This window comes from Burkholderia sp. HI2500, assembly GCF_002223055.1.
GTDB lineage: Bacteria > Pseudomonadota > Gammaproteobacteria > Burkholderiales > Burkholderiaceae > Burkholderia.
The window spans coordinates 1,006,570-1,025,615 of the sequence record NZ_NKFL01000004.1; the positions used below are offsets into that span (position 1 = coordinate 1,006,570).

17 protein-coding genes are annotated in these 19,046 nt (G+C 68.7%); 13 read left to right on the forward strand and 4 right to left on the reverse strand.

Annotated elements, in window-relative coordinates:
• Positions 1–80 precede the first annotated feature (80 nt).
• The 6 genes from CFB45_RS07370 to CFB45_RS07395 all read left to right on the forward strand — a co-directional run bounded on the left by CFB45_RS07370 (position 81) and on the right by CFB45_RS07395 (position 6,390).
• On the forward strand, positions 81–1,004 hold the full coding sequence (locus CFB45_RS07370) for a LysR family transcriptional regulator (protein WP_089425099.1): 924 nt from the start codon (positions 81–83) through the stop codon (positions 1,002–1,004).
• Between the two features lie 73 nt (positions 1,005–1,077).
• A complete protein-coding gene (locus CFB45_RS07375) occupies positions 1,078–1,185 on the forward strand; it encodes a hypothetical protein (RefSeq protein ID WP_144025183.1) in 108 nt (35 codons plus the stop codon).
• 279 nt (positions 1,186–1,464) lie between these two features.
• The gene (locus CFB45_RS07380; protein WP_089425884.1) at positions 1,465–3,555 is read left to right on the forward strand and encodes a TonB-dependent receptor; all 2,091 of its coding nucleotides are present in this window, start codon (positions 1,465–1,467) and stop codon (positions 3,553–3,555) included.
• Between the two features lie 23 nt (positions 3,556–3,578).
• Positions 3,579–4,352, forward strand: coding sequence for an ABC transporter ATP-binding protein (locus CFB45_RS07385; protein WP_256978220.1), 774 nt, complete (start codon positions 3,579–3,581; stop codon positions 4,350–4,352).
• 5 nt (positions 4,353–4,357) lie between these two features.
• Complete coding sequence (locus CFB45_RS07390; RefSeq protein ID WP_373452672.1) at positions 4,358–5,353, forward strand: ABC transporter substrate-binding protein; 996 nt, start codon at positions 4,358–4,360, stop codon at positions 5,351–5,353.
• The gene (locus CFB45_RS07395) at positions 5,350–6,390 is read left to right on the forward strand and encodes a FecCD family ABC transporter permease (RefSeq protein ID WP_179255046.1); all 1,041 of its coding nucleotides are present in this window, start codon (positions 5,350–5,352) and stop codon (positions 6,388–6,390) included. Before CFB45_RS07390 ends, CFB45_RS07395 begins: the two co-directional genes overlap by 4 nt.
• Positions 6,391–6,440: 50 nt before the next feature.
• On the opposite strand, the gene CFB45_RS07400 is transcribed toward CFB45_RS07395, so the two are convergent.
• Positions 6,441–7,817 (reverse strand): ATP-binding protein, encoded by a 1,377-nt coding sequence (locus CFB45_RS07400; RefSeq protein ID WP_089425102.1) that lies wholly within the window; start codon positions 7,815–7,817, stop codon positions 6,441–6,443.
• Complete coding sequence (locus tag CFB45_RS07405) at positions 7,818–8,543, reverse strand: response regulator (RefSeq protein WP_089425887.1); 726 nt, start codon at positions 8,541–8,543, stop codon at positions 7,818–7,820.
• A 246-nt stretch (positions 8,544–8,789) separates the two neighbouring features.
• Between CFB45_RS07405 and CFB45_RS07410 the strand changes: the two genes are divergently transcribed.
• From CFB45_RS07410 to CFB45_RS07420, 3 genes are all read left to right on the forward strand, one after another.
• Entirely contained in the window at positions 8,790–9,536 is a 747-nt protein-coding gene (locus CFB45_RS07410; RefSeq protein WP_089425103.1) for a MipA/OmpV family protein, read from the forward strand.
• Positions 9,537–9,756: 220 nt separating this feature from the next.
• The gene (locus CFB45_RS07415) at positions 9,757–10,086 is read left to right on the forward strand and encodes a hypothetical protein (RefSeq protein WP_039347574.1); all 330 of its coding nucleotides are present in this window, start codon (positions 9,757–9,759) and stop codon (positions 10,084–10,086) included.
• Between the two features lie 32 nt (positions 10,087–10,118).
• Entirely contained in the window at positions 10,119–10,670 is a 552-nt protein-coding gene (locus CFB45_RS07420) for a hypothetical protein (protein WP_256978159.1), read from the forward strand.
• Positions 10,671–10,701: 31 nt separating this feature from the next.
• Here CFB45_RS07420 and CFB45_RS07425 read toward each other — a convergent pair whose 3' ends face one another.
• Together CFB45_RS07425 and CFB45_RS07430 are read right to left on the reverse strand one after the other, a co-directional pair.
• Positions 10,702–11,925, reverse strand: a complete 1,224-nt coding sequence (locus CFB45_RS07425; protein WP_089425104.1) for a transglycosylase SLT domain-containing protein — start codon at positions 11,923–11,925, stop codon at positions 10,702–10,704.
• A gap of 404 nt (positions 11,926–12,329) precedes the next feature.
• Positions 12,330–13,490, reverse strand: coding sequence for a porin (locus tag CFB45_RS07430; protein ID WP_089425889.1), 1,161 nt, complete (start codon positions 13,488–13,490; stop codon positions 12,330–12,332).
• Positions 13,491–14,055: 565 nt separating this feature from the next.
• Here CFB45_RS07430 and CFB45_RS07435 point away from each other — a divergent pair.
• The 4 genes from CFB45_RS07435 to CFB45_RS07450 all read left to right on the forward strand — a co-directional run bounded on the left by CFB45_RS07435 (position 14,056) and on the right by CFB45_RS07450 (position 19,039).
• Complete coding sequence (locus tag CFB45_RS07435) at positions 14,056–14,565, forward strand: sigma-70 family RNA polymerase sigma factor (protein ID WP_089425105.1); 510 nt, start codon at positions 14,056–14,058, stop codon at positions 14,563–14,565.
• A 3-nt stretch (positions 14,566–14,568) separates the two neighbouring features.
• Positions 14,569–15,555, forward strand: a complete 987-nt coding sequence (locus tag CFB45_RS07440; RefSeq protein WP_089425106.1) for a FecR domain-containing protein — start codon at positions 14,569–14,571, stop codon at positions 15,553–15,555.
• 102 nt (positions 15,556–15,657) lie between these two features.
• A complete protein-coding gene (locus CFB45_RS07445) occupies positions 15,658–18,204 on the forward strand; it encodes a TonB-dependent siderophore receptor (RefSeq protein WP_089425107.1) in 2,547 nt (848 codons plus the stop codon).
• Between the two features lie 55 nt (positions 18,205–18,259).
• Positions 18,260–19,039, forward strand: a complete 780-nt coding sequence (locus CFB45_RS07450; protein WP_089425108.1) for a hypothetical protein — start codon at positions 18,260–18,262, stop codon at positions 19,037–19,039.
• The last annotated feature ends 7 nt before the right edge of the window (positions 19,040–19,046 follow it).

A 19,046-nucleotide genomic window follows, 5' to 3' on the forward strand; every position in this document is an offset into this window, starting at 1 on the left:
GTAACATTAATTCCTCCCCGGATCGTAAAAAAGAGGGTTTGGAGGAGTTTTGTTCTCCGCCAGGTGGAAGAATCGAACGCATGGACAAGTGGACGCAGATCGAATTTTTCGTGCAGGTCGCCGAGCTGGGCAGCCTGTCGAAGGCCGCCGAGCGGCTCGGGATGTCGAGCGCGGCGGCGAGCCGCTGCCTGAACGCGCTGGAGGAGCGGCTGGGGGCGCGGCTCGTCGAGCGCACCACGCGGCGCCTGTGGCTGACCGATGCCGGGCATGAATACCACCGGCGTTGTGTGGCAATCCTGATGGAACTGTCGGAGGCCGATGCGGCAGTCAACGAAGCGAGCGTCAACCCGGCCGGCACGCTGCGCGTGACCGCGTCGGTATCGTTCGCGTCGATCTATATCGCGCCCGCGTTGCCCGAGTTCCATCGGCGCTACCCCAACCTGAACGTGCAGATCGTCGCGGCGAACCGCTATCCGGATTTCATCGAGGCCGGCATCGACGTGGCGATCCGCACGCGCGAGCATGAAGCGGATTCGGGCATCACGGTGCGCAAGCTCGCCGAGACGCGGCGCGTGCTGGCCGCGTCGCCCGGGTATCTGGCGAAGCACGGCGCGCCGGCGACGCCCGATGCGCTGTGCGACCACCGGCTGCTGGTGTACAACCTCGCGAACGATCCGTACGTCCTGCATTTCCGCCACGGCGCGAAGAAGCAGTCGGTCACGATCAAGAGCGTGCTCGATGCTAACGAAGGGCAGGTGATCCGCGCGGCGGCGCTTGCCGGGCTCGGCATCCTGATCCAGCCGCTCTACATCATTCACGACGATATCGTCGCGGGGAAGCTGGTGCCGGTGCTCACCGACTGGCAACTGCCGGCGCTCACCGTCAACATCGCGTACCAGAGCCGCCGTCACCAGCCGGCGAAGATCCGCGTGTTCACCGAGTTCCTGATCGAGCGCGTCGAACGCCTCGGGCTCGCGCGCAAATGGAAGGAAGTCGGCCGTTGATCGCAGGACGGCGTCAAGGTCGCGTCGGACGGCTCGCGGGCAATCGGTCGCGATCGGCCCGCAGCTGCGTGTCATGTGGGGGCCGGCGTCGGGCGTGGTCGTGAAGTACCAGCACGAGTTCGCGGTGCGCAACCGGCCGCGGGGCGACAAGCTGTGGGTGCAGTTCAGTTTTCCGTTGTAGGCGCGGCGTACGGCCCCGGCCACGCACCCGGCCGGGACAACCTGACGAAATCCTGACGAATCAAAGTGATATATTGTATCATCTGAGGTTTGCGTCACCGACGGGCCGGGCTGCCGGGCACGGCCGCGTGCGACGCCACCCTCCGAAGATCGATACGACGTGACGAAAACCAGACACACCCCGGCGCGCGGGGAGCGGCACCACGCCGCGTCGCGCCGGAACGGCGACGCCTGGCGCGTTCGCGTGGCCCGCGGCTGCACGACCCTGCTGGGCTGCGCGATGGCGACCTCCGGCGCGTTGGCCGCCGAAGCGGCCGCACCCGCACCGGACGAACGGCATGCGCTGCCGGCGATCAACGTCAGCGCGCCATCCGCACCGGCCGACCCGCTGACGCAACCGCTCGAAACCGGCTCGCGGCTCGGGCTCGCGAGCCTCGACACGCCCGCGAGCGTCGAGACGGTCACGGCCGACACGATCGACGCGCGCGGCGATCGCACGGTGCTCGACGCGGTGACGCGCACCGCGGGGTTCTCCAGCGCGATGGCGCCCGGCACCGGCGGCACCGCATTGAGCGTGCGCGGCTTCAGCGGGCAGGAATCGGTGATGACGCTGCTCGACGGCGTGCGGCTGATGCCGGCCGCCGGCACGATCACGTTCCCGTTCGATACGTGGTCGGTCGAGCGCATCGAGGTGCTGCGCGGCCCGGCGTCGATGCTGTACGGCGAAGGGGCGATCGGCGGCGTCGTGAACGTGGTGCCGAAACGGCCGCAGCGCACGCGCGAGACGACGCTGCAGGTCGGGGTCGGCCTGGATGGTGCGAAGCGCGCCGCGTTCGATACGACGGGCGCGCTCGGCCCGAAGCTGTCGTATCGCTTCCATGCAAGCGATGCGCGCGCGAACGGTCTCGCCGAGCGGGCCGATACGCATACGACGGCCGTCGGCGGCGCGCTGAAGTTCGACGTGAGCCCGACGCTCACGCTGACGCTCGACTTCGACTATGGCCGCCAGATGCCGGCGGCCTACTATGGCGTGCCGGCGCCGAACGGCGTGCTCGATCCGTCGCTGCGCAAGCTCAACTACAACGTCGCCGACGCGTCGATTTCCTATTACGACCAATGGACGCGCCTGTCGGCGACCTACCGGCCGACGGCCGGCGTGACGATCGACAACCAGCTCTACTACCTGACGTCGAATCGCCACTGGCGCAATGCCGAATCGTATGCGCTCGATGCCGCGACGGGGCGCGTCACGCGCGGCGACTATCTCGACATCGGCCACCACCAGCGGCAGATCGGCGATCGGCTGAGTGCACGCTTCGACGGCACGCTGTTCGGCCGCGCGAACCGCTTCGTCGTCGGCACGGAATTCAGCCAGATCACGTTCAGCGGCACCAACAATTCGCCGTACGGCGGCGAATCGATGGTGCCCGCGCACGGCTTCGACCCTGGCGTGTTCACGAGCCCCGACCCGACGGTGCCGCAGTTCAGCACGCGCGCGCGGCAGGCGGCGGTGTTCGCCGAGAACCGGCTCGAAGTGCTGCCGCGGCTCGCGTGGGTGAGCGGGCTGCGCTACGACCACATCGCGTTCAGCCGCGAGCAGGCAGCGACCGGCGCGGGCTTCGACAAGCGTTTCGCGAACGTCGGCTGGCGCACCGGCTTCGTGTTCGAAGTCGCGCCGACGCTCAGCGCGTATGCGCAGTACACGACGGGCGCGGAGGGCCTCGGCTCGCTCGTGACGCTGTCCGCGTCGCAGGCGGGCTACCGGCTCGCGACCGGCGAACAGTGGGAAGCCGGCGTCAAGCAGACGTTGCTCGACGGCCGCGCATACTGGACGTTCGCCGTGTACGACATCACGAAGCGCAACCTGCTCAGCACCGATCCGTTCAATCCCGCGCGGCGCCAGCAGGTCGGCCGGCAATCGTCGCGCGGCCTCGAGCTGACGGGCGGCGCGCGGCTGCCGCACGGCTGGACGGTCGATGCGAACGTCGCGCTGCTGCGCGCGCGCTATGACGCGTTCAACCAGAAGGTCGGCAGCGCGACGGTGTCGCACGCCGGCAATACGCCGGCCAACGTGCCGCGGCAGACGGCGAACCTGTGGCTCGGCTGGGCGTTTGCCGAGCGCTGGCAGGCGAACGCGGGCGTGCGCTACGTCGGCGCGACCTACGGCGACGACGCGAACCGCGTGCAGGTGCCGTCGTACACGGTGTTCGACGCGTCGCTGCGCTGGCAGCCGACGTCGCGCACCGAGCTGGCGCTGATCTTGCGCAACCTCGCGAACCGCACGTATGCGGTGACGACGTCGAACGCCGGCGAGCAATGGCTGCTCGGCCCGTCGCGCTCGGCGGAGCTCGTCGCGACGATGCGCTTCTGATGCGGCACGGCGCACCTCCCGTGATGCACATGCTCGACATCGAACGCGTGAGCTGGTCTCCCGGCGGCGCGATCACCGTGCTCGATTCGGTGACGCTGAGCGTGGCCGACGGCGAGTTCGTCGGGCTGGTCGGCCCGAACGGCAGCGGCAAGACGAGCCTGCTGCGCTGCGTGTTCCGTTACGCGCGGCCCGATGCCGGCCGTGTCGCGCTCGATGCGCAGGACGTGTGGCGCATGCGGCCGCGCGCGGTCGCGCAGCGCATCGCGGTGCTGCAGCAGGAGACGCCGGACGATTTCGGGCTGACGGTCGACGAACTGGTCGGCATGGGGCGCACGCCGCACCAGCGGCCGTTCGACGCGGAGACGGCGGACGATCGCCGGATCGTCGAATCCGCGCTGCACGACGTCGGCCTCGTCGAGCGCCGTGCGCAGCGCTTCGCGTCGCTGTCGGGCGGCGAGAAGCAGCGTGCGCTGCTGGCCCGCGCACTCGCTCAGCAGCCCGAACTGCTGTTGCTCGACGAACCGACCAACCATCTCGACCTGCGCCATCAGCTCGAACTGCTCGCGCGCGTGCGGCGCCTCGGCATCGCGACGCTCGCCACGATTCACGACCTCAATCTCGCGGCCGCGTATTGCGACCGGCTCCACGTGCTCGCGCACGGCAGGGTCGTCGCGTCGGGCGTGCCGGCCGACGTGCTGACCGAAGCGCTGCTGCGCGACGTGTTCGGCGTCGCCGCGCTCGTCGATCGCCATCCCGTCACGGGCCGGCCGCGCATCACGCCGCTTCATCCGGAATGATTGCCATGCCGTTTCCTGTCTTGTCCTCTGCTTTGTCGCCTGTATTTCGCCGGCTGGTTGCCGCGACCGTGCTCGGCTGCGCGGCCGCGCATGCGGGCGCCTATCCCGTCACCGTGCGCAGCTGCGATCGCGACGTGACGTTCGAGCGCGCGCCGACGCGTGCGGTGAGCAACGACGTGAACCTGACCGAGATGATGCTCGTGCTCGGCCTGAAGGACCGGCTCGTCGGCTACACCGGGATCGGCGGCTGGAAGACGGGCACCGCACGCGTGCGTGAAGCGCTGCGCGGCGTACCCGAACTGGCGAGCCAGTATCCGTCGCTCGAGGTGCTGGCGGCCGCGCGCGCCGACTTCTATCTCGCGGGCTGGAACTACGGGATGCATGTCGGCGGCCCGGTGACGCCCGCGACGCTCGCGCCGTTCGGCATCCGTGCGTACGAGCTGACCGAATCGTGTTCGCACGTGATGAAGCAGGCGGCCGCGTCGTTCGACGACGTGTTCCGCGACCTGAACAATCTCGGCCGGATCTTCGGCGTCGACGCGCGCGCCGCGCAGGTCGTCGCGTCGATGCGCACGCGTCTCGCGGCGGTGTCGCGCACGATCGGGCATCCGGAGCCGCTGCGCGTGTTCGTCTACGACAGCGGCACCGACAAGCCGATGACGGCCGGCGGGCTCGCGATGCCGACCGCGCTGCTGGCGGCGGCCGGCGCGCGCAACGTGATGGCCGACCTGCCGCGCAGCTGGACGCAGGTGAGCTGGGAAAGCGTGGTCGCGCGCGATCCGCAGGTGATCGTGATCGTCGACTATTCGGCCGTGACGGCTGCGCAGAAGCAGCAGTTCCTGCTGAGCCAGCCGTCGCTCGCACGGGTGGCCGCGATCCGCGACCGGCGCTTCATCGTGATTCCCTACGATGCGGCGACGCCGGGCCCCGAGAACGTCGCGGCCGTCGAGACGCTGGCGCGCGCGCTGTATCCGGCCGCGTTCGCCGGGCCGGCGCGATGAGCGTGCACGTGCGTGCAGCGCGGCCCGCCATGCGCGTGGTGCTGCCGGCGCTGGCGCTGCTGTTGATCGTGTCGATCGTCGCGTCGGCCGCGTTCGGGCCGGCGCCGATCGCGATGCCTGCGGCGGTGCGCATCGTCGCCACGCATATCGTGTCGGCGTTCGGCGAGGCCGGCGCAGTGGCGGCGGGGGCGGGCGACGACAGCATCGTCTGGCTGATCCGGATGCCGCGCGCGCTACTGGCCGCGATCGTCGGCGCGACGCTGGCGGCGGTCGGCGTCGCGCTGCAGGCCGCGACCGCGAACCGCCTGGCCGATCCGCACCTGCTCGGCGTGAGTGCGGGGGCGATGCTCGGCGCTGTCGCGGTCACCGTGATGGCCGGTGCGGCATTCGGCCCGTTCACGCTGTCGGCTGCCGCGTTCGCGGGCGCGCTCGCGGCGACCGCCTGCGTCGTCGCGCTCGCTTACCGGCGCGGCCGGCTCGAATCGGACCGGCTGCTGCTCGCGGGGGTCTCGGTGTCGTTCATGATGGCCGCGTTCGGCAACCTGCTGCTGTATCTCGGCGACCAGCGCGCCGCGTCCTCCGTGCTGTTCTGGATGCTCGGCGGCGTCGGGCTGGCGCGCTGGGATCTGCTGCTGGTGCCGGCCGTCTGCGCGGCGCTCGCCGGCGGCGCGTTGTACGCGCGCCGGCGCGAACTGAATGCGCTGATGTCGGGCGATGTTGCCGCGGCTGCGCTCGGCGTGCCGAGCGCGCGGCTGCGGCGCGAGGTGTTCGTCGTCGCGTCGTTCGCGACGGGCGCGATGGTGGCGGTGAGCGGGGCGATCGGCTTCGTCGGGCTCGTGACGCCGCATCTGTGCCGTCGCGTCGTCGGCGCCGAGCATGGCAGGCTGCTGCCGGTGGCCGCGCTGACGGGCGCGATCCTGCTCGTCTGGGCCGATGTGGCCGCCCGCACGCTCGCGGCGCCGGAGGATCTGCCGATCGGGATCGTGACCGCGATGTTCGGCAGCCTGTTCTTCGTCGCGCTGCTGCGCCGCCGCTGAGCGGCGCGCAGGTCAGGCGACGGCGGCCGGGGCGCCGCCTGCCGCGCGCTTCATTGCCGCGGGAGGGCCATGCCGGTGCTGCCGCCGAACGCGTCGGCATGCGAGAGGGCATCCGGCAAGTCGAACAGGTTGTCCGGCAGCGACAGCGCGGGCAGCGTGATCACGAAGCGTGCGCCGCCGAGCGGTGAATCCTCGAGCCGCACGTCACCGCCATGCACCTGCGCGACGCGCCGCACGATCGCGAGCCCGAGCCCGAAGCCGCCGGTCTGTCGGTCGCGGCTGGAGTCGAGCCGCTGGAACGGTTCGAACACGCGGGCGCGTTCGGCGGCCGGAATGCCGGGGCCATCGTCGTCGACGCTCAACACGAGCGCGCCGGACGCGTTGCGCTCGGCGGCGAGCAGCACCGTGCGCGAGGCGTAACGTGCGCCGTTGCGGATCAGGTTCAGCAATGCGCGGGCGACCAGCTTCGGGTCGCATACGTGGGTCGCGGGCGCGTCGAGGGCCGACACGTCGAGCGTGATGCCGCGATCGACGATGTCGTTCGCGACGTTGCCGGCGACACTGTCGAGCAGCGCGTCGACGACGACTTCCATCGGCGCGAGCTGGCTTGCACCCTGTTCGAGCCGGCCGATCGTCAGCAGCTCGGTGACGAGCTCGTCGAGCTCGCGCACGTCGCGCCGCAACGCGTCGCGGCGTTCGCGCATCCGGGCCGTTTCGTCAGGCTCGGCGAGCAGCGCGAGCCCGAATTCGAGCCGCGCGAGCGGCGTCTTCAGTTCGTGCGAGATGCCGTGCATCATTTCGCGCTGCTGCTTGATCGACGCCTCGATGCGCTCGGCCATGTCGTTGAACTGCTGCGACAGCTCGTAGATGTTCGACTTGCCGGACAGCTTCACGCGCGTCGACAGCGTACCGGCGCCGAATGCGCGGGCGGCTTCCTGCAGCCTGCGCAGGTCGCGCCAGTGATAGTGAATCCACAGCACCACCGCGAACAGCGTGCTGAGCGCGAGCAGCATGTACGCATAGATCCTGATGTCGAGGCTGAATGCCTCGATCGGCCGCGCATGCAGCACCGAACCATCCGCGAGCGGCATGTAGTAATCCTTCGCGTCGTAGCTGATCGCGATCAGGCCGGCGTCGAGATCGCGCAGCGGCTCGCCGCTCAATTGCGCGCGGGCGGTGGCCATCGGCATGAAGTCGAACCGTTCGTTGCCGTGTTTCGCGAGCTCGCGCAGCGCCACCTTGCGCTGCTCGCCCGGATGGCGTTCGAGGTAGTCGTTGAGCACGAACGCGTAGGTCGTCAACGCGTCGCGCTCCGCCTGCGCGCTGCGATCGTAGAAGATCCGGTCGAACGACAGCTGGATGAAGATGATCGACGCCGCGACGAACAGGATCACGACGAGGTACAGCCGAATCAATGGGCGGAGCATTTATTCGTCCCACGCGGAAGGGCTGAACAGGTAGCCGCGGCCCCAGATCGTCTTGATCTTGTGCGGCTCCGACGACGCATCCTCGAAGCGGCGGCGCAGCTTCGAGATGCCGGAATCGACCGAGCGATCGAGCCCGTCGAACTCGATCCCGCGCAGCTGCTTCAGGATGTCGTCGCGGCTCAGCACGGTGCCGGCCGCGCGCGCGAGGATCAGCAGCAGGTTGAATTCGGCGGTCTTCAGGTCGACCGGCTCGCCGCGCCACGTGACGGTGCGGTTCGGCGGCGAGATCGCCAGTTCGCCGAACACGAGCGCTTCGGGCGCGGCCACCGGCGCTTCCGCGACGGCCGGCTGCGCGCGGCGCAGCAGCGCGCGGGCGCGGGCGACCAGCACGCGTGGTTCGATCGGCTTCGTCACGTAGTCGTCGGCGCCCGTCTCGAGGCCCGCGACCTGGTCGTAGACGTCCAGGCGCGCAGTCAGGATCAGCACGGGGACGTTGGTGAACGCGCGGATGCGCCGGCAGACTTCCATGCCGTCGAGGTTCGGCAGCATCAGGTCGAGTATCACGAGGGCCGGCTGGTGCTCGCGCACCGCGGCGACGGCGAGGTCGCCGCGTCGCACGACCGTCACCGCGAATTCATAACCGTCGAGGTATTCGCGGACGAGCTGCGCCAGGCGGTCGTCGTCTTCGATCAGCAGTACACGGTATTTGAGTGGGTCTTCGTTCATGGTCTCCTCGAGGCGCACGCGCCAACGCACGCCCGGGCAAGCCGGTGCGTGGCGCGGCACGCGAATTCTATCCGGCGCATCGAAGGCCGGGGGAGCGGGGCGACAATCTCGAACAATCGAACACAATTGAGCACAGATTCTCCGAATATTCAGGACAGTCGCGGCGCAGGGCGGCACCTAGACTGCGGGCTCCGTCACTTTTATCTCAATATTGTGCGCCCACTACTCCGCCGCTACCGCTATTGCATGCCGCTCGCCGGCCTGACCCTTGCCGCCGCCGCCCACGCGGAAAACCAGTATTCGTTGTCGCTGGGTGGCGGTATCGCGCCGCGCTACCCGGGCAGCAACCAGTCTCGCGGCGTCGTCGCGCCGGGGTTTTCCGCGAAGTTCGGCAATGGCTTCTTCATCGACAGTACCCAGGGCGCCGGTTACCGGCTGGACCTGCCGCACGGCGCGTTCGTGTCGGCGGCGGTGAGCTATGACCCGGGTCGAGCCGACGAGAACCGCCTCGACTTGCCGGGCTCCGACTACCTGAAGGGCATGGGCCGGGTTCCGGGCTCGGTGCTGGTCGGCGTGCGCGCGGGCGTGACGCTGTTCAACGCGGCGGAACTGAGCGTCACGATCGACTCACCCGTGACGCATACGTCGCGCGGCGTGTCGGGTCACATGGATCTCGCGGTGCCGGTGTTCAAGACCGCGCAGCACGAGATCATCGTGACGGGCACCGTGCATGCGGGCTCGGGGCGCTACACGCAGACGTTCTACGGCGTGACCGATGCGCAGTCGATGACGAGCCGGTTCCGGCCGTATTCGACGCGCGGCGGGATCGACAGCGCGTCGATGGCGCTCGCGTGGAACTGGACGCTCTCGCAGCACTGGTCGGTGCTCGCGACCGGCGGCGTGACGCGATTGCTCGGCCGCTACGGCGACAGCCCGATCGTCCAGTCGCGCAGCAACTACTACGCCATCGCGGGCGCGACCTACAAGTTCTGAGCGAATCGTCGCGGCACGCATCGTGTGGCGCGGTCGGCCTGCACGTGCCGTCACGCCGCGCCGCGTGCGGTAACATGCAGGCGGCTTCGGCGGCAGGCCGAACCCGCGGCTGGGGACACGCGGAATCGGCGTGGCCCGGGCGCGCGGACCGAACATGCATGCAACGCCCGGTCGGCGGGAACGCCGCACAGGTTCCACCGGGCGCAACAGGGAGAATCCGATGAAGAAGACGATCGCGATGATGATGGCGCTGGTTGCGGGCGCAACGTTTGCGGGATGCACGGACATGAAAACGAAGAATGCGACCGCGGGCGGCATGGTGATGAATGGCGAGCCGGCACGCACGTCGCAGGCCTGCAAGGCGGACGCGGGGCCGGACGACGCGCTGGTCGGCAAGACCGAGGCCGATGCGGCGGCGCAACTGGACGGCTGCCTGTGGCGCGTGCTCGAGCGCGACGGCAAGTCGTTGCCGGGCACGATGGATTACCGGCAGGAACGCCGCAATCTCGGCATTCGCGACGGCAAGGTGATCTGGGTGCGGCGCGGGTGAGCGGTATGGCCGGTGGCGGCGTGTGTGCGGGTATGCGCGTGAATGTGGTCGGCATGCGTGCGGTGTCCGGGATTGCCGCGTTTGCGAGGCTGTCGACGCAGACCAGGGCAGGGGCCCGCGCGCTGACACTGGCGGTGCTGGGCGTGCTCGGCATGCTGGCCGGATGCGAACGACATGACGGCGCAGCATCGTCGGCGCGTCGCACCGTTTGCGTCACCGGCTATAACGAGTACACCCGCAAGCTTCACGAGTTCTGGCTCGACGGCGAACACAAGTCCGGATGCTTCGGCAATCCGTCCGCGCGGGAAACCGGTGAAGCCTTCGGCGGGGGCGGCGGGTTCGCTTGCGGCTGCAAGGTCGCGCCGGGGCAAACAGTGAAGCTCGCGTGGGTGTTCGCGCAACCGCTGGACGAGATCGAGCGTGGCATCGCGGCGGAACACAAGACGATCGACGTGACGATTCCGCAGCCGGAATCGTCGACGTCGCGCTATTTGCGCGTGTATTTCAGGAAGAACGGCACGGCCGAACTGCAATGGGTGGACGACATGAACGCGCCCAAGCTGCCGCCGACCGTGGCGCAATGATCGCCGCGCGACGCGTGCGATCGGCGGTGCGCTACTTCGAGATGTACCACAGCGCATCCGCGCTGGCGCGCGACGGCTGAGCGGCTGCAGCGGGCACCTGGGCCGGCGCGGGCGGCGGCGTGTTCGACGTGATCGCGGTCGGCAGCGTGGCCGGCATGTTCGCGGTCGACGGCGAGGCCGCCGCGGTTCCCGACGTCGAAGGCGTATTCACGTACCACAGCGCATCGGCCGACGCCGTGCGCTTTGCCGCGGTCGCTGCCGCCGCCGGATTGGCTGCCGTATTCGTCGCCGTATTCGCCGACTTTTTCAACCCGGCGGCCGCAGCCGCGCCCCCCGTCCCGGTCTGCGCCGTCATCCCGGCGCCATTGCCCGCGCTACGCTGCGCGCGTGCCTCGAACGGCCCGAGCTGGAAGATCAACGTTTGCGCGGGTCGCGTCAGGACGGCATACGGAAACTGCAGCTCCCACGACATCAGCACGCGCCCGGACGACGTCTCGGTGAAGATCGCCGGCACGTGCTTCATGTCGCTGAACTGCACGTAGATCCGCGCGCCGTCGTCGAACACCTGGGTCGGCTTCGCCTGGTCCGCCCCCGTGACCGTCCATCCGAAGTTGTATGAGCCGGCCGGGCCGGCGGGGCCGCCCTGCGGCGGCGGAGGCGGCGGAGCCGACGAAATGGTGCGCGGACGCGTGACCTGCTGCGGGGCGGACACGCTCAGGCTCGCGAACGGGTTGTACGCCTGGGCCTGTTGCGGCGGCGTAAAGGACGGTGGAAGGATGGGCATGGGAGTATCCGGCGAATCCGGCATGGTCCGGATTGCATCATAGACCTTGCGCGCATACGCGAGGCGCTTGTCGGGCGAGGCGGAGTTGTACGCGCCGATCGCGTTCCAGTTGGCGCCGAGTTGGCGAATGTTCTGCGACAGGATCCACGCGCCGACGTACGCGTTCGTGCAGGCATCGAACAGGCTCTCCCGCGTGATGCCTTCGCGCGCGAGCGTCGGCAGCCAGGTGCTGTTGATCTGCATCAGGCCGATGTCGACCGTGCCGTTCGTGTTGGTGTTGACGGCGCTCGGATTCATGCCCGACTCGACCTGCGCGATGCCGCGCATCAGGCTGACGCTCACGTGCTGGAACGCGGCCGCGTCGTCGAGGCAATCGGCCCGCGCGACACCGGCGAGCGCGCACGACAGCGCAATCGTCGCGGCGATTTTCAGCGTATCTCGGCTGATCGAACGGGTTGTCTGACGCGGCATGGCAGGATGGGGCGGAAACCGGCCGCCCGGTGCAAGGAAATTACGCAGACGCGAAGTGTGCCATAGCGCGCACGCAAATGGCTCACGTCAAACTTTCCTTTGCATTTGCCCATGCGTTCGCCACGCATTTTTATCGCGTCGGATCACGCGGTTCGGCGAAGCATTATCGGTAAAAATGGCCGGATTTTCGCGCGAATACCAGCGTAATGGCGGGGCCGGAATACTGACGCGTCGCGTCATTTACTCGCGGAAATCGGTGCTGAATCAAACCGGATGGAAATCGCGCTGAAGTCGATATCCGGGATGAAAAGGGAAGGGCGATTCAAAAGCAACGGCGGCCGAAGCCGCCGTATCGGTGAAAGCGCACCCGACCGGCCGCGCGGCGCGCAGCCGGCCGTCTCGCATCAGAAGCGGTGCCGCAGGCCGAGGTTGACCATCGTCTGCGAGCTCGTGCCCGCATAGCCGTACGAACCGATCGACGCCTGCGCGGCCATCGAGCCGCCCTGGCCGTCGCCGGTCTGGCCGCTGGCGTGCTGGTACGCGGCGGTCAGGTAGACGTCGGTGCGCTTCGACAGGGTGTAGTCCGCGCCGGCCGATACCTGGTGATAGGTGGCCGACGTGTCGCCGCCCGAGCGCGTATAGCTGTAGCCGACGCCGACCAGCAGCGCATTGGTCGCCTGGTAGTTCACGAAGCCTTGCCCGGTGTTGTAGTGCTCGTTCGAGCCGAACACCGAGCTGCCATCGCGGCGGTACTGCGCGTTGCTGTAGCCGAGGCCGACCGTGAACGGGCCGGCGACGTACTGGCCCGCGATGCGCGCGATGCCGATCGAATGCGCGCTCGCATAGCCGCTGTTGACCGGGCCGTCGAACGTGCCGTCCGACGAGCTGGTCCAGCCGGTGCGCTGCGTGTTCGACGCGGGGCTGTTGGTCGTGTGGAAGTAGCCGCCCGCGACGCTGAACGGCCCGTTGCTGTACGACACGGCGGCCGAATACGAATTCGCGGCGCCGGTGCTGCCGGCGATGCCGCCGAACGAGTACATCGCCGAGAACTGCAGGCCCGAATAGACGGCCGACGTGTACTTCACCGCGTTGTCGACGCGGAAGCTGTTGTCGTAGTTGTCGACGTCGCCCGCCGTTGCGAACACGCTGCCGAGATAGTTGTCGGCGGTGATGCCTTGCACGAGATCGACGAGCGGATCGTACTGGCGGCCGAACGTGAGCGTGCCGTAGCGGTCGCTCGTCAGGCCGACGAACGCCTGCCTGCCGAACAGGCGGCCGCCCTGGCCCATCCGGCCGTTGCTCGGGTCGAAGCCGTTCTCGAGCTGGAACAGCGCCTTGAGCCCGCCGCCGAGATCCTCGGTGCCTTTCACGCCCCAGCGGCTGCCGGCCAGGTTGCCCGCGCTGCTGTTGCCGAGCATCCACGCGTTGTCCTTGCCCTGCGCATGATTCACGTAGGTGATCGACGTGTCGATCACGCCATACAGCGTGACGCTCGACTGCGCCTGCGCGACGGGTATCGCCGCGAATGACGCGACGGAAATCAGCGAGAGGGTCGTGCGTTTCATTGTCATCTCCTTGCGCATTGGCTTGTGTGCGTGATCCGGAATGGCAGGAGACTACCGAGCCCGATTAAAACGGCAAAAATGAAATTCTCTTTTGTGGCCTGACGCAGACAGGGATGTCCTCCGATTGCCGCGATCGAGGGATTTGAATTGTTGAAAATTGCGTATCAATCGATTGGCATTTCGCGATTTGGCCATTGCGGCTTGCATATCTCGCGATAATTTCGGGCAATTCGCGGAGGAATCGGGATGGCCGGGATATTGTTATCGATCCGTCAAATAATTATTGAATGAATCGAATTGGCCCGGGTGTAATGAATGTGTTAATTACGCGGCGCGTGCGGCCGGCGACGGCCTCATGGTTGGGTGGCCGATTCCTCATCATGGGTGCCGCGCGTGTGGAACGTCGTGCGTGTGTCACGCCGGCGTGACCGACAGCACCGCGCCGCCCGCCCCAGCGCAGCCACCACCCCCGCGCACCGAAACGCCGGTCGCCGATCTGGTTTTGTATATAATAATCATTCTCATTTACAAAATCGTTGACGCCTGCGCCTCCCGGAACCCGGCCATGTCTGCTGACAAGCTGTCTCTCCATCGAGAAATCGACGCCCTCTACACCGGCCACCATGCGTGGCTGCGCGGCTGGTTGAGCCGGAAGCTCGGTTGCGCGCACCGCGCGGCCGATCTCGCGCACGACACGTTCATGCGCCTGCTTGCGCGCGACGAGCCGATCGGCGCCGACGAGCCGCGCGCGTTCCTGACGACGGTCGCGCAGCGCGTGCTGAGCAATCACTGGCGGCGCGAGCAGATCGAGCGCGCCTATCTCGATGCGCTCGCACTGCGCCCCGAAGCGCATGCGCCGTCGCCGGAGGAGCGGGCCGTCGTGCTCGAGACGCTGCTTGAAATCGACCGGCTGCTCGACGGCCTGCCGCTCGCCGCGAAGCGGGCGTTCCTGCTCGCGCAGCTCGACGGGCTCACGCAGGCCGAGATCGCGCGCGAACTCGGCGTGTCGCTGGCGACGGTGAAGCGCTATCTCGTGAAGGCCGGCACGCAGTGCTTCTTCGCGATGGCGGCCTGACCGATGGCCGCCCCGGGAGCGCCGGCGGTGCCGCCGCAAGTGGCGCGGCGCGCGGTGGAATGGTGGGTCGACCGGCAGGCCGGCCGCACCGACGAAGCGTTCGATGCCGCGCTCGCGCGCTGGCGCGCCGAGGATCCGGCGCACGACGTGGCATGGCGTCATATCGAAGCGATGCAGCGCAGGTTCGGCGGGCTGGCGGCCGGGCTCGACCCGCAGGCCGCGCAGGCGGCGCTGCTGCCGCCGCGTGCGGGCCGCCGCCGCGCGGCCGTGAAGGCGCTGGCCGTGTTGCTGTTCGCGGGCGGTGCCGCATGGATGGCCGAACCCGCGCGGCGCGCGGCGGTCTGGCCGGCGGACCTGCGCACGGCGGTCGGCGAGCGGCGCACGGTGACGCTCGCGGATCGCACGGTCGTCGTCCTCGATACCGACACGGCGCTTGACGTGCGCTTCGACGATACGACGCGCGGCCTGCGCCTCTTGCGCGGCACGATCATGGTGACGAGCGGCCATGACGATCGCGTGCCCGCGCGGCCGCTGGTCGTCGCGACGGCACAGGGCGAACTGCGGCCGCTCGGCACGCGCTTCGCGGTGCGGCAGCGCGACGGCGCGACCCGCATCGAGGTGTTCGCCGGTGCCGTGCGCGTGCAGCCCGACGATGCGACGGCCGACGCGCGCGTGATCGCAGCCGGAGAGGGCGCGGATTTCACGCGCGACACGATCGGTGCGCCGGCGCCGCTCGATGCGTATGCGTCGGCGTGGACGGGCGGCATGCTCGTCGCGTCGCGCATGCGGCTGGCCGACCTCGTCGCCGAGCTCGATCGTTACCGCCGCGGCAGCCTGCGCTGCGACGCGGCCGTGGCCGACCTGCGCGTGTCGGGCACCTATCCGCTCGACGATCCCGCGCGCGTGCTCGATACATTGAAGGCGACGCTGCCGATCGACGTTCACTACCTGACGCGCTACTGGGCGACGGTCGTGCCGGCCCGTTCGTGAGCGTTTCAAAAAATATTTCCGCTGACCTGAGCTGTTTCTCGATGTTCGCGTGACAGGGGTAGTGAAAGCAGCACTGGCCCATCGTCCACCGACCTCCCGATCATGGTTTCCATCCGTCTCACGTATCGGCGCCGTCCGGCGCCTGCCCGACATCTGCCGCGCGCGTCGCGCCCGGCCGCATCCGCCGCATCCGCCGCATCGGCCGCCCCCGGTCGCCTCGCGCGCCGGCTGGCCGGCGCCGTCCTGGTGTCGGCGCTGCTGCCGCTGCCGGCGCTGGCCGACACCGACACCGATGCGGCGCCGGCCGTGCAGCGCGCGGCGCGCCGTGCGTTCGACATTCCGGCCGGGCCGCTCGAAGCGGCGCTGAACCGGTTCGGCCGCGACGCGGGCATCCTGCTCGCGTTTCCGGCCGAGCTGACCGCCGGCCTGACGAGCGGCGGCGTGCAGGGGCGCTTCGACGTCGACGGCGCGCTCGACCGCCTGCTCGCGGGCACCGGGCTCGTCGCGTTGCGGCAATCGGGTGGCGGTTACACGCTCAAGCGCGCGGACGGTTCGGTCGCACGGCCCGCGGCGGCCGGCGTCGCGGCGGGCGCCGAGTTGCCCGCGATCAATGTGCGCACCCGCGCGCTGCGCGCCGAAAGCTATCGCGCGCCGAAGGAGGCGGGCGTGCTGCGTTCCGAGATCCCGCTGCTCGACACCGCGCAGGCCGTCAACATCGTGCCCGCGCAGGTGCTGCGCGACCAGCGGCCGCGCAACCTGGACGACGCGCTCGGCAATGTCAGCGGCATCACGCAGGGCAACACGCTCGCAGGCACGCAGGACACGATCATGAAGCGCGGCTTCGGCGGCAACCGCGACGGATCGGTCATGCAGAACGGGATGCCGCTCGTGCAGGGGCGCGCGTTCAACGCGGCGGTCGACAGCGTCGAGGTGCTGAAGGGGCCGACGTCGCTGCTGTACGGGCTGATGGACCCGGGCGGCGTGGTCAACGTCGTCACCAAGCAGCCGCAGCTCAAGCGCTACAACGCGATCTCGCTCGGCGCGTCGACGTTCGGGCACGGCAAGAACGGCGGCAGCGCGACCTTCGATTCGACCGGGCCGGTCGGCGATTCGCGGCTCGCGTACCGGCTGATCGTCGACCAGTCGAACGAGCAGTACTGGCGCAACTTCGGCGAATACCGGCAGACCTTCGTCGCGCCGTCGCTCGCGTGGTACGGCCGCGATACGCAGGTCGCGGTGTCCTACCAGTACCGGAAATTCCATTCGCCGTTCGATCGCGGCACCGCGCTCGACCCGCGCACCAACGCGCCGCTCGACATTCCCGCGCGGCGGCGCATCGACGAGCCGTTCAACAACATGGACGGCGAATCGCACCTCGCGCAGGTGAGCGTCGATCACCAGTTCAACGCGGACTGGAGCGCGCATTTCGGCTACAGCTACAACCGCGAGACCTACGACGCGAACCAGTTGCGCACGACCGGTGTCGATCCGGTGAAGGGCACGATGACGCGCAGCAATGACGCGACGCACGGCTCGCTCAGCACCGACAGCTACGGGATCGGCTACGTGAACGGCAAGCTGATGCTGGGCGGGATGCGGCACGACGTGCAGGTCGGCTTCGATACCGAATACCGCCGCATCTACCGCAAGGACATGCTGCGGCAGGCCGTGAAGACGCCGTTCAGCTATCTCAACCCCGTCTATGGGCTGCTGCCGCCGTCGAGCACGGTATCGGCGAGCGACAGCGACCAGACCGACACGCTGCACGATGCGTCGGCGTTCGTGCAGGACACGATCCACCTGACCGACAAGTGGATCGTGTCGGGCGGGTTGCGCTACATCACGTACAACCAGGTCGCGGGGCGCGGGCGGCCGTTCGTCGCGAACACCGATCTCAGCGGCTCGAAGTGGCTGCCGCGCGCGGGTGTCGTCTACAAGTGGACCGACACGTTCTCGCTGTACGGCAGCTATTCGCAATCGCTGAAGCCGTCGTCGTCGATCGCGCCGATGACGGGCTACATCATCGACGGTGCGACGCCGCCCGAGGAAGCGACCGCGTGGGAAGTGGGCGGCAAGCTCGACCTGCCGGGCGGCATGACGGGCACGCTCGCGCTCTTCAATATCGACAAGAAGAACGTGCTCGTGTCGCAGTACAACGACGCAACCAAGCTGACCGACTGGCGCACGTCGGGCAAGGCGCGCTCGCGCGGGATCGAGCTCGACGTGTCGGGCAAGATCGGCGAGCGCGTGAACGTGATCGCGAGCTACGCGTACATCGACGCGAAGACGACCGAGGATCCGCTGTACGCGGGCAACCAGCTGTGGAACGTCGCGCGTCACACCGCGTCGCTCGCGGCCGTCTACGACTTCGGCACGGTGGCCGGCGGCGACGACCTGCGCATCGGCGCGGACATGCGCTACGTCGGCGCGCGGCCCGGCGATTCGGCGAACAGCTTCACGCTGCCGTCGTACGTGCTCGCCGACGCATTCGCCACGTACGACACGCGGATCGGCAAGCAGAAGCTGTCGTTCCAGCTCAACGTGAAGAACCTCTTCAATCGCACGTACTACCCGTCGAGCGCGAACCGTTACTTCGTCGCGATCGGCGATGCGCGACAGGTGTCGCTGCTCACCACGCTGCAATTCTGACCATGCAATCGCCGCGCGGCCGTCACGGCGGCGCGCGGCTTCGGAGAAGATCCAGATGAACCGGAACATGAAGACCGGCGCCGTGCGCGCCGTGGCCGCGAGCGCTCGGCGCCGCGCAATGCGCGCGATCGCGGGCTCGGTGCTCGCGATCGGCGCGGGCCTCGGCCTCGGCGCAGGTGCCGCTACGCCTGCATTGGCGGCCGATGCACCACAGGCCGTGACGCGCGTCGCGATGCTCGTGCAGCTGCGCGGGCCGAACCTGAAGGTCGACGAACGCATCGTCCAGCATCTCGGCGAGCGCGGCTACGCGGTGCGCCTGATCGACGAGTCGTCGACGCCCGATGCGGCGCGCGATGCCGACCTGGTCGTGATTTCGTCGACGGTGTCGTCGAAGAACGTGCGACCCGGCTGGCGCACGCTCGACAAGCCGCTCGTGACCTGGGAAAACGACCTGCTCGACGATCTCGCGATGACGGGCAAGCGCCACGACGTCGACTTCGGCGAAACGGGCAAGGAGCGCTACCTGTGGCTCGTCAATGCACCGCACCCGATCGCGGCCGGGCTGCCGGCCGGCGCGACGAACGTGTACGGCAAGCAGGCGCCGATGAGCTGGGGCAAGCCGGGGCTCGGCGCGATCACGATCGCGACCGTGTATGGCCAGCCCGACAAGGCCGCGATCTTCGCGTACGAGAAGGGTGCGACGATGGACTACGAAGCGCTCGCGCCCGCGCGTCGCGTGATGTTCTTCCTCGACAACGACACGTTCGTGAACCTGTCGCCGGCCGGTGTCGCGCTGTTCGACGCGGCCGTCGACTGGGCGGCCGGGCGGCGCTGATCGGCAA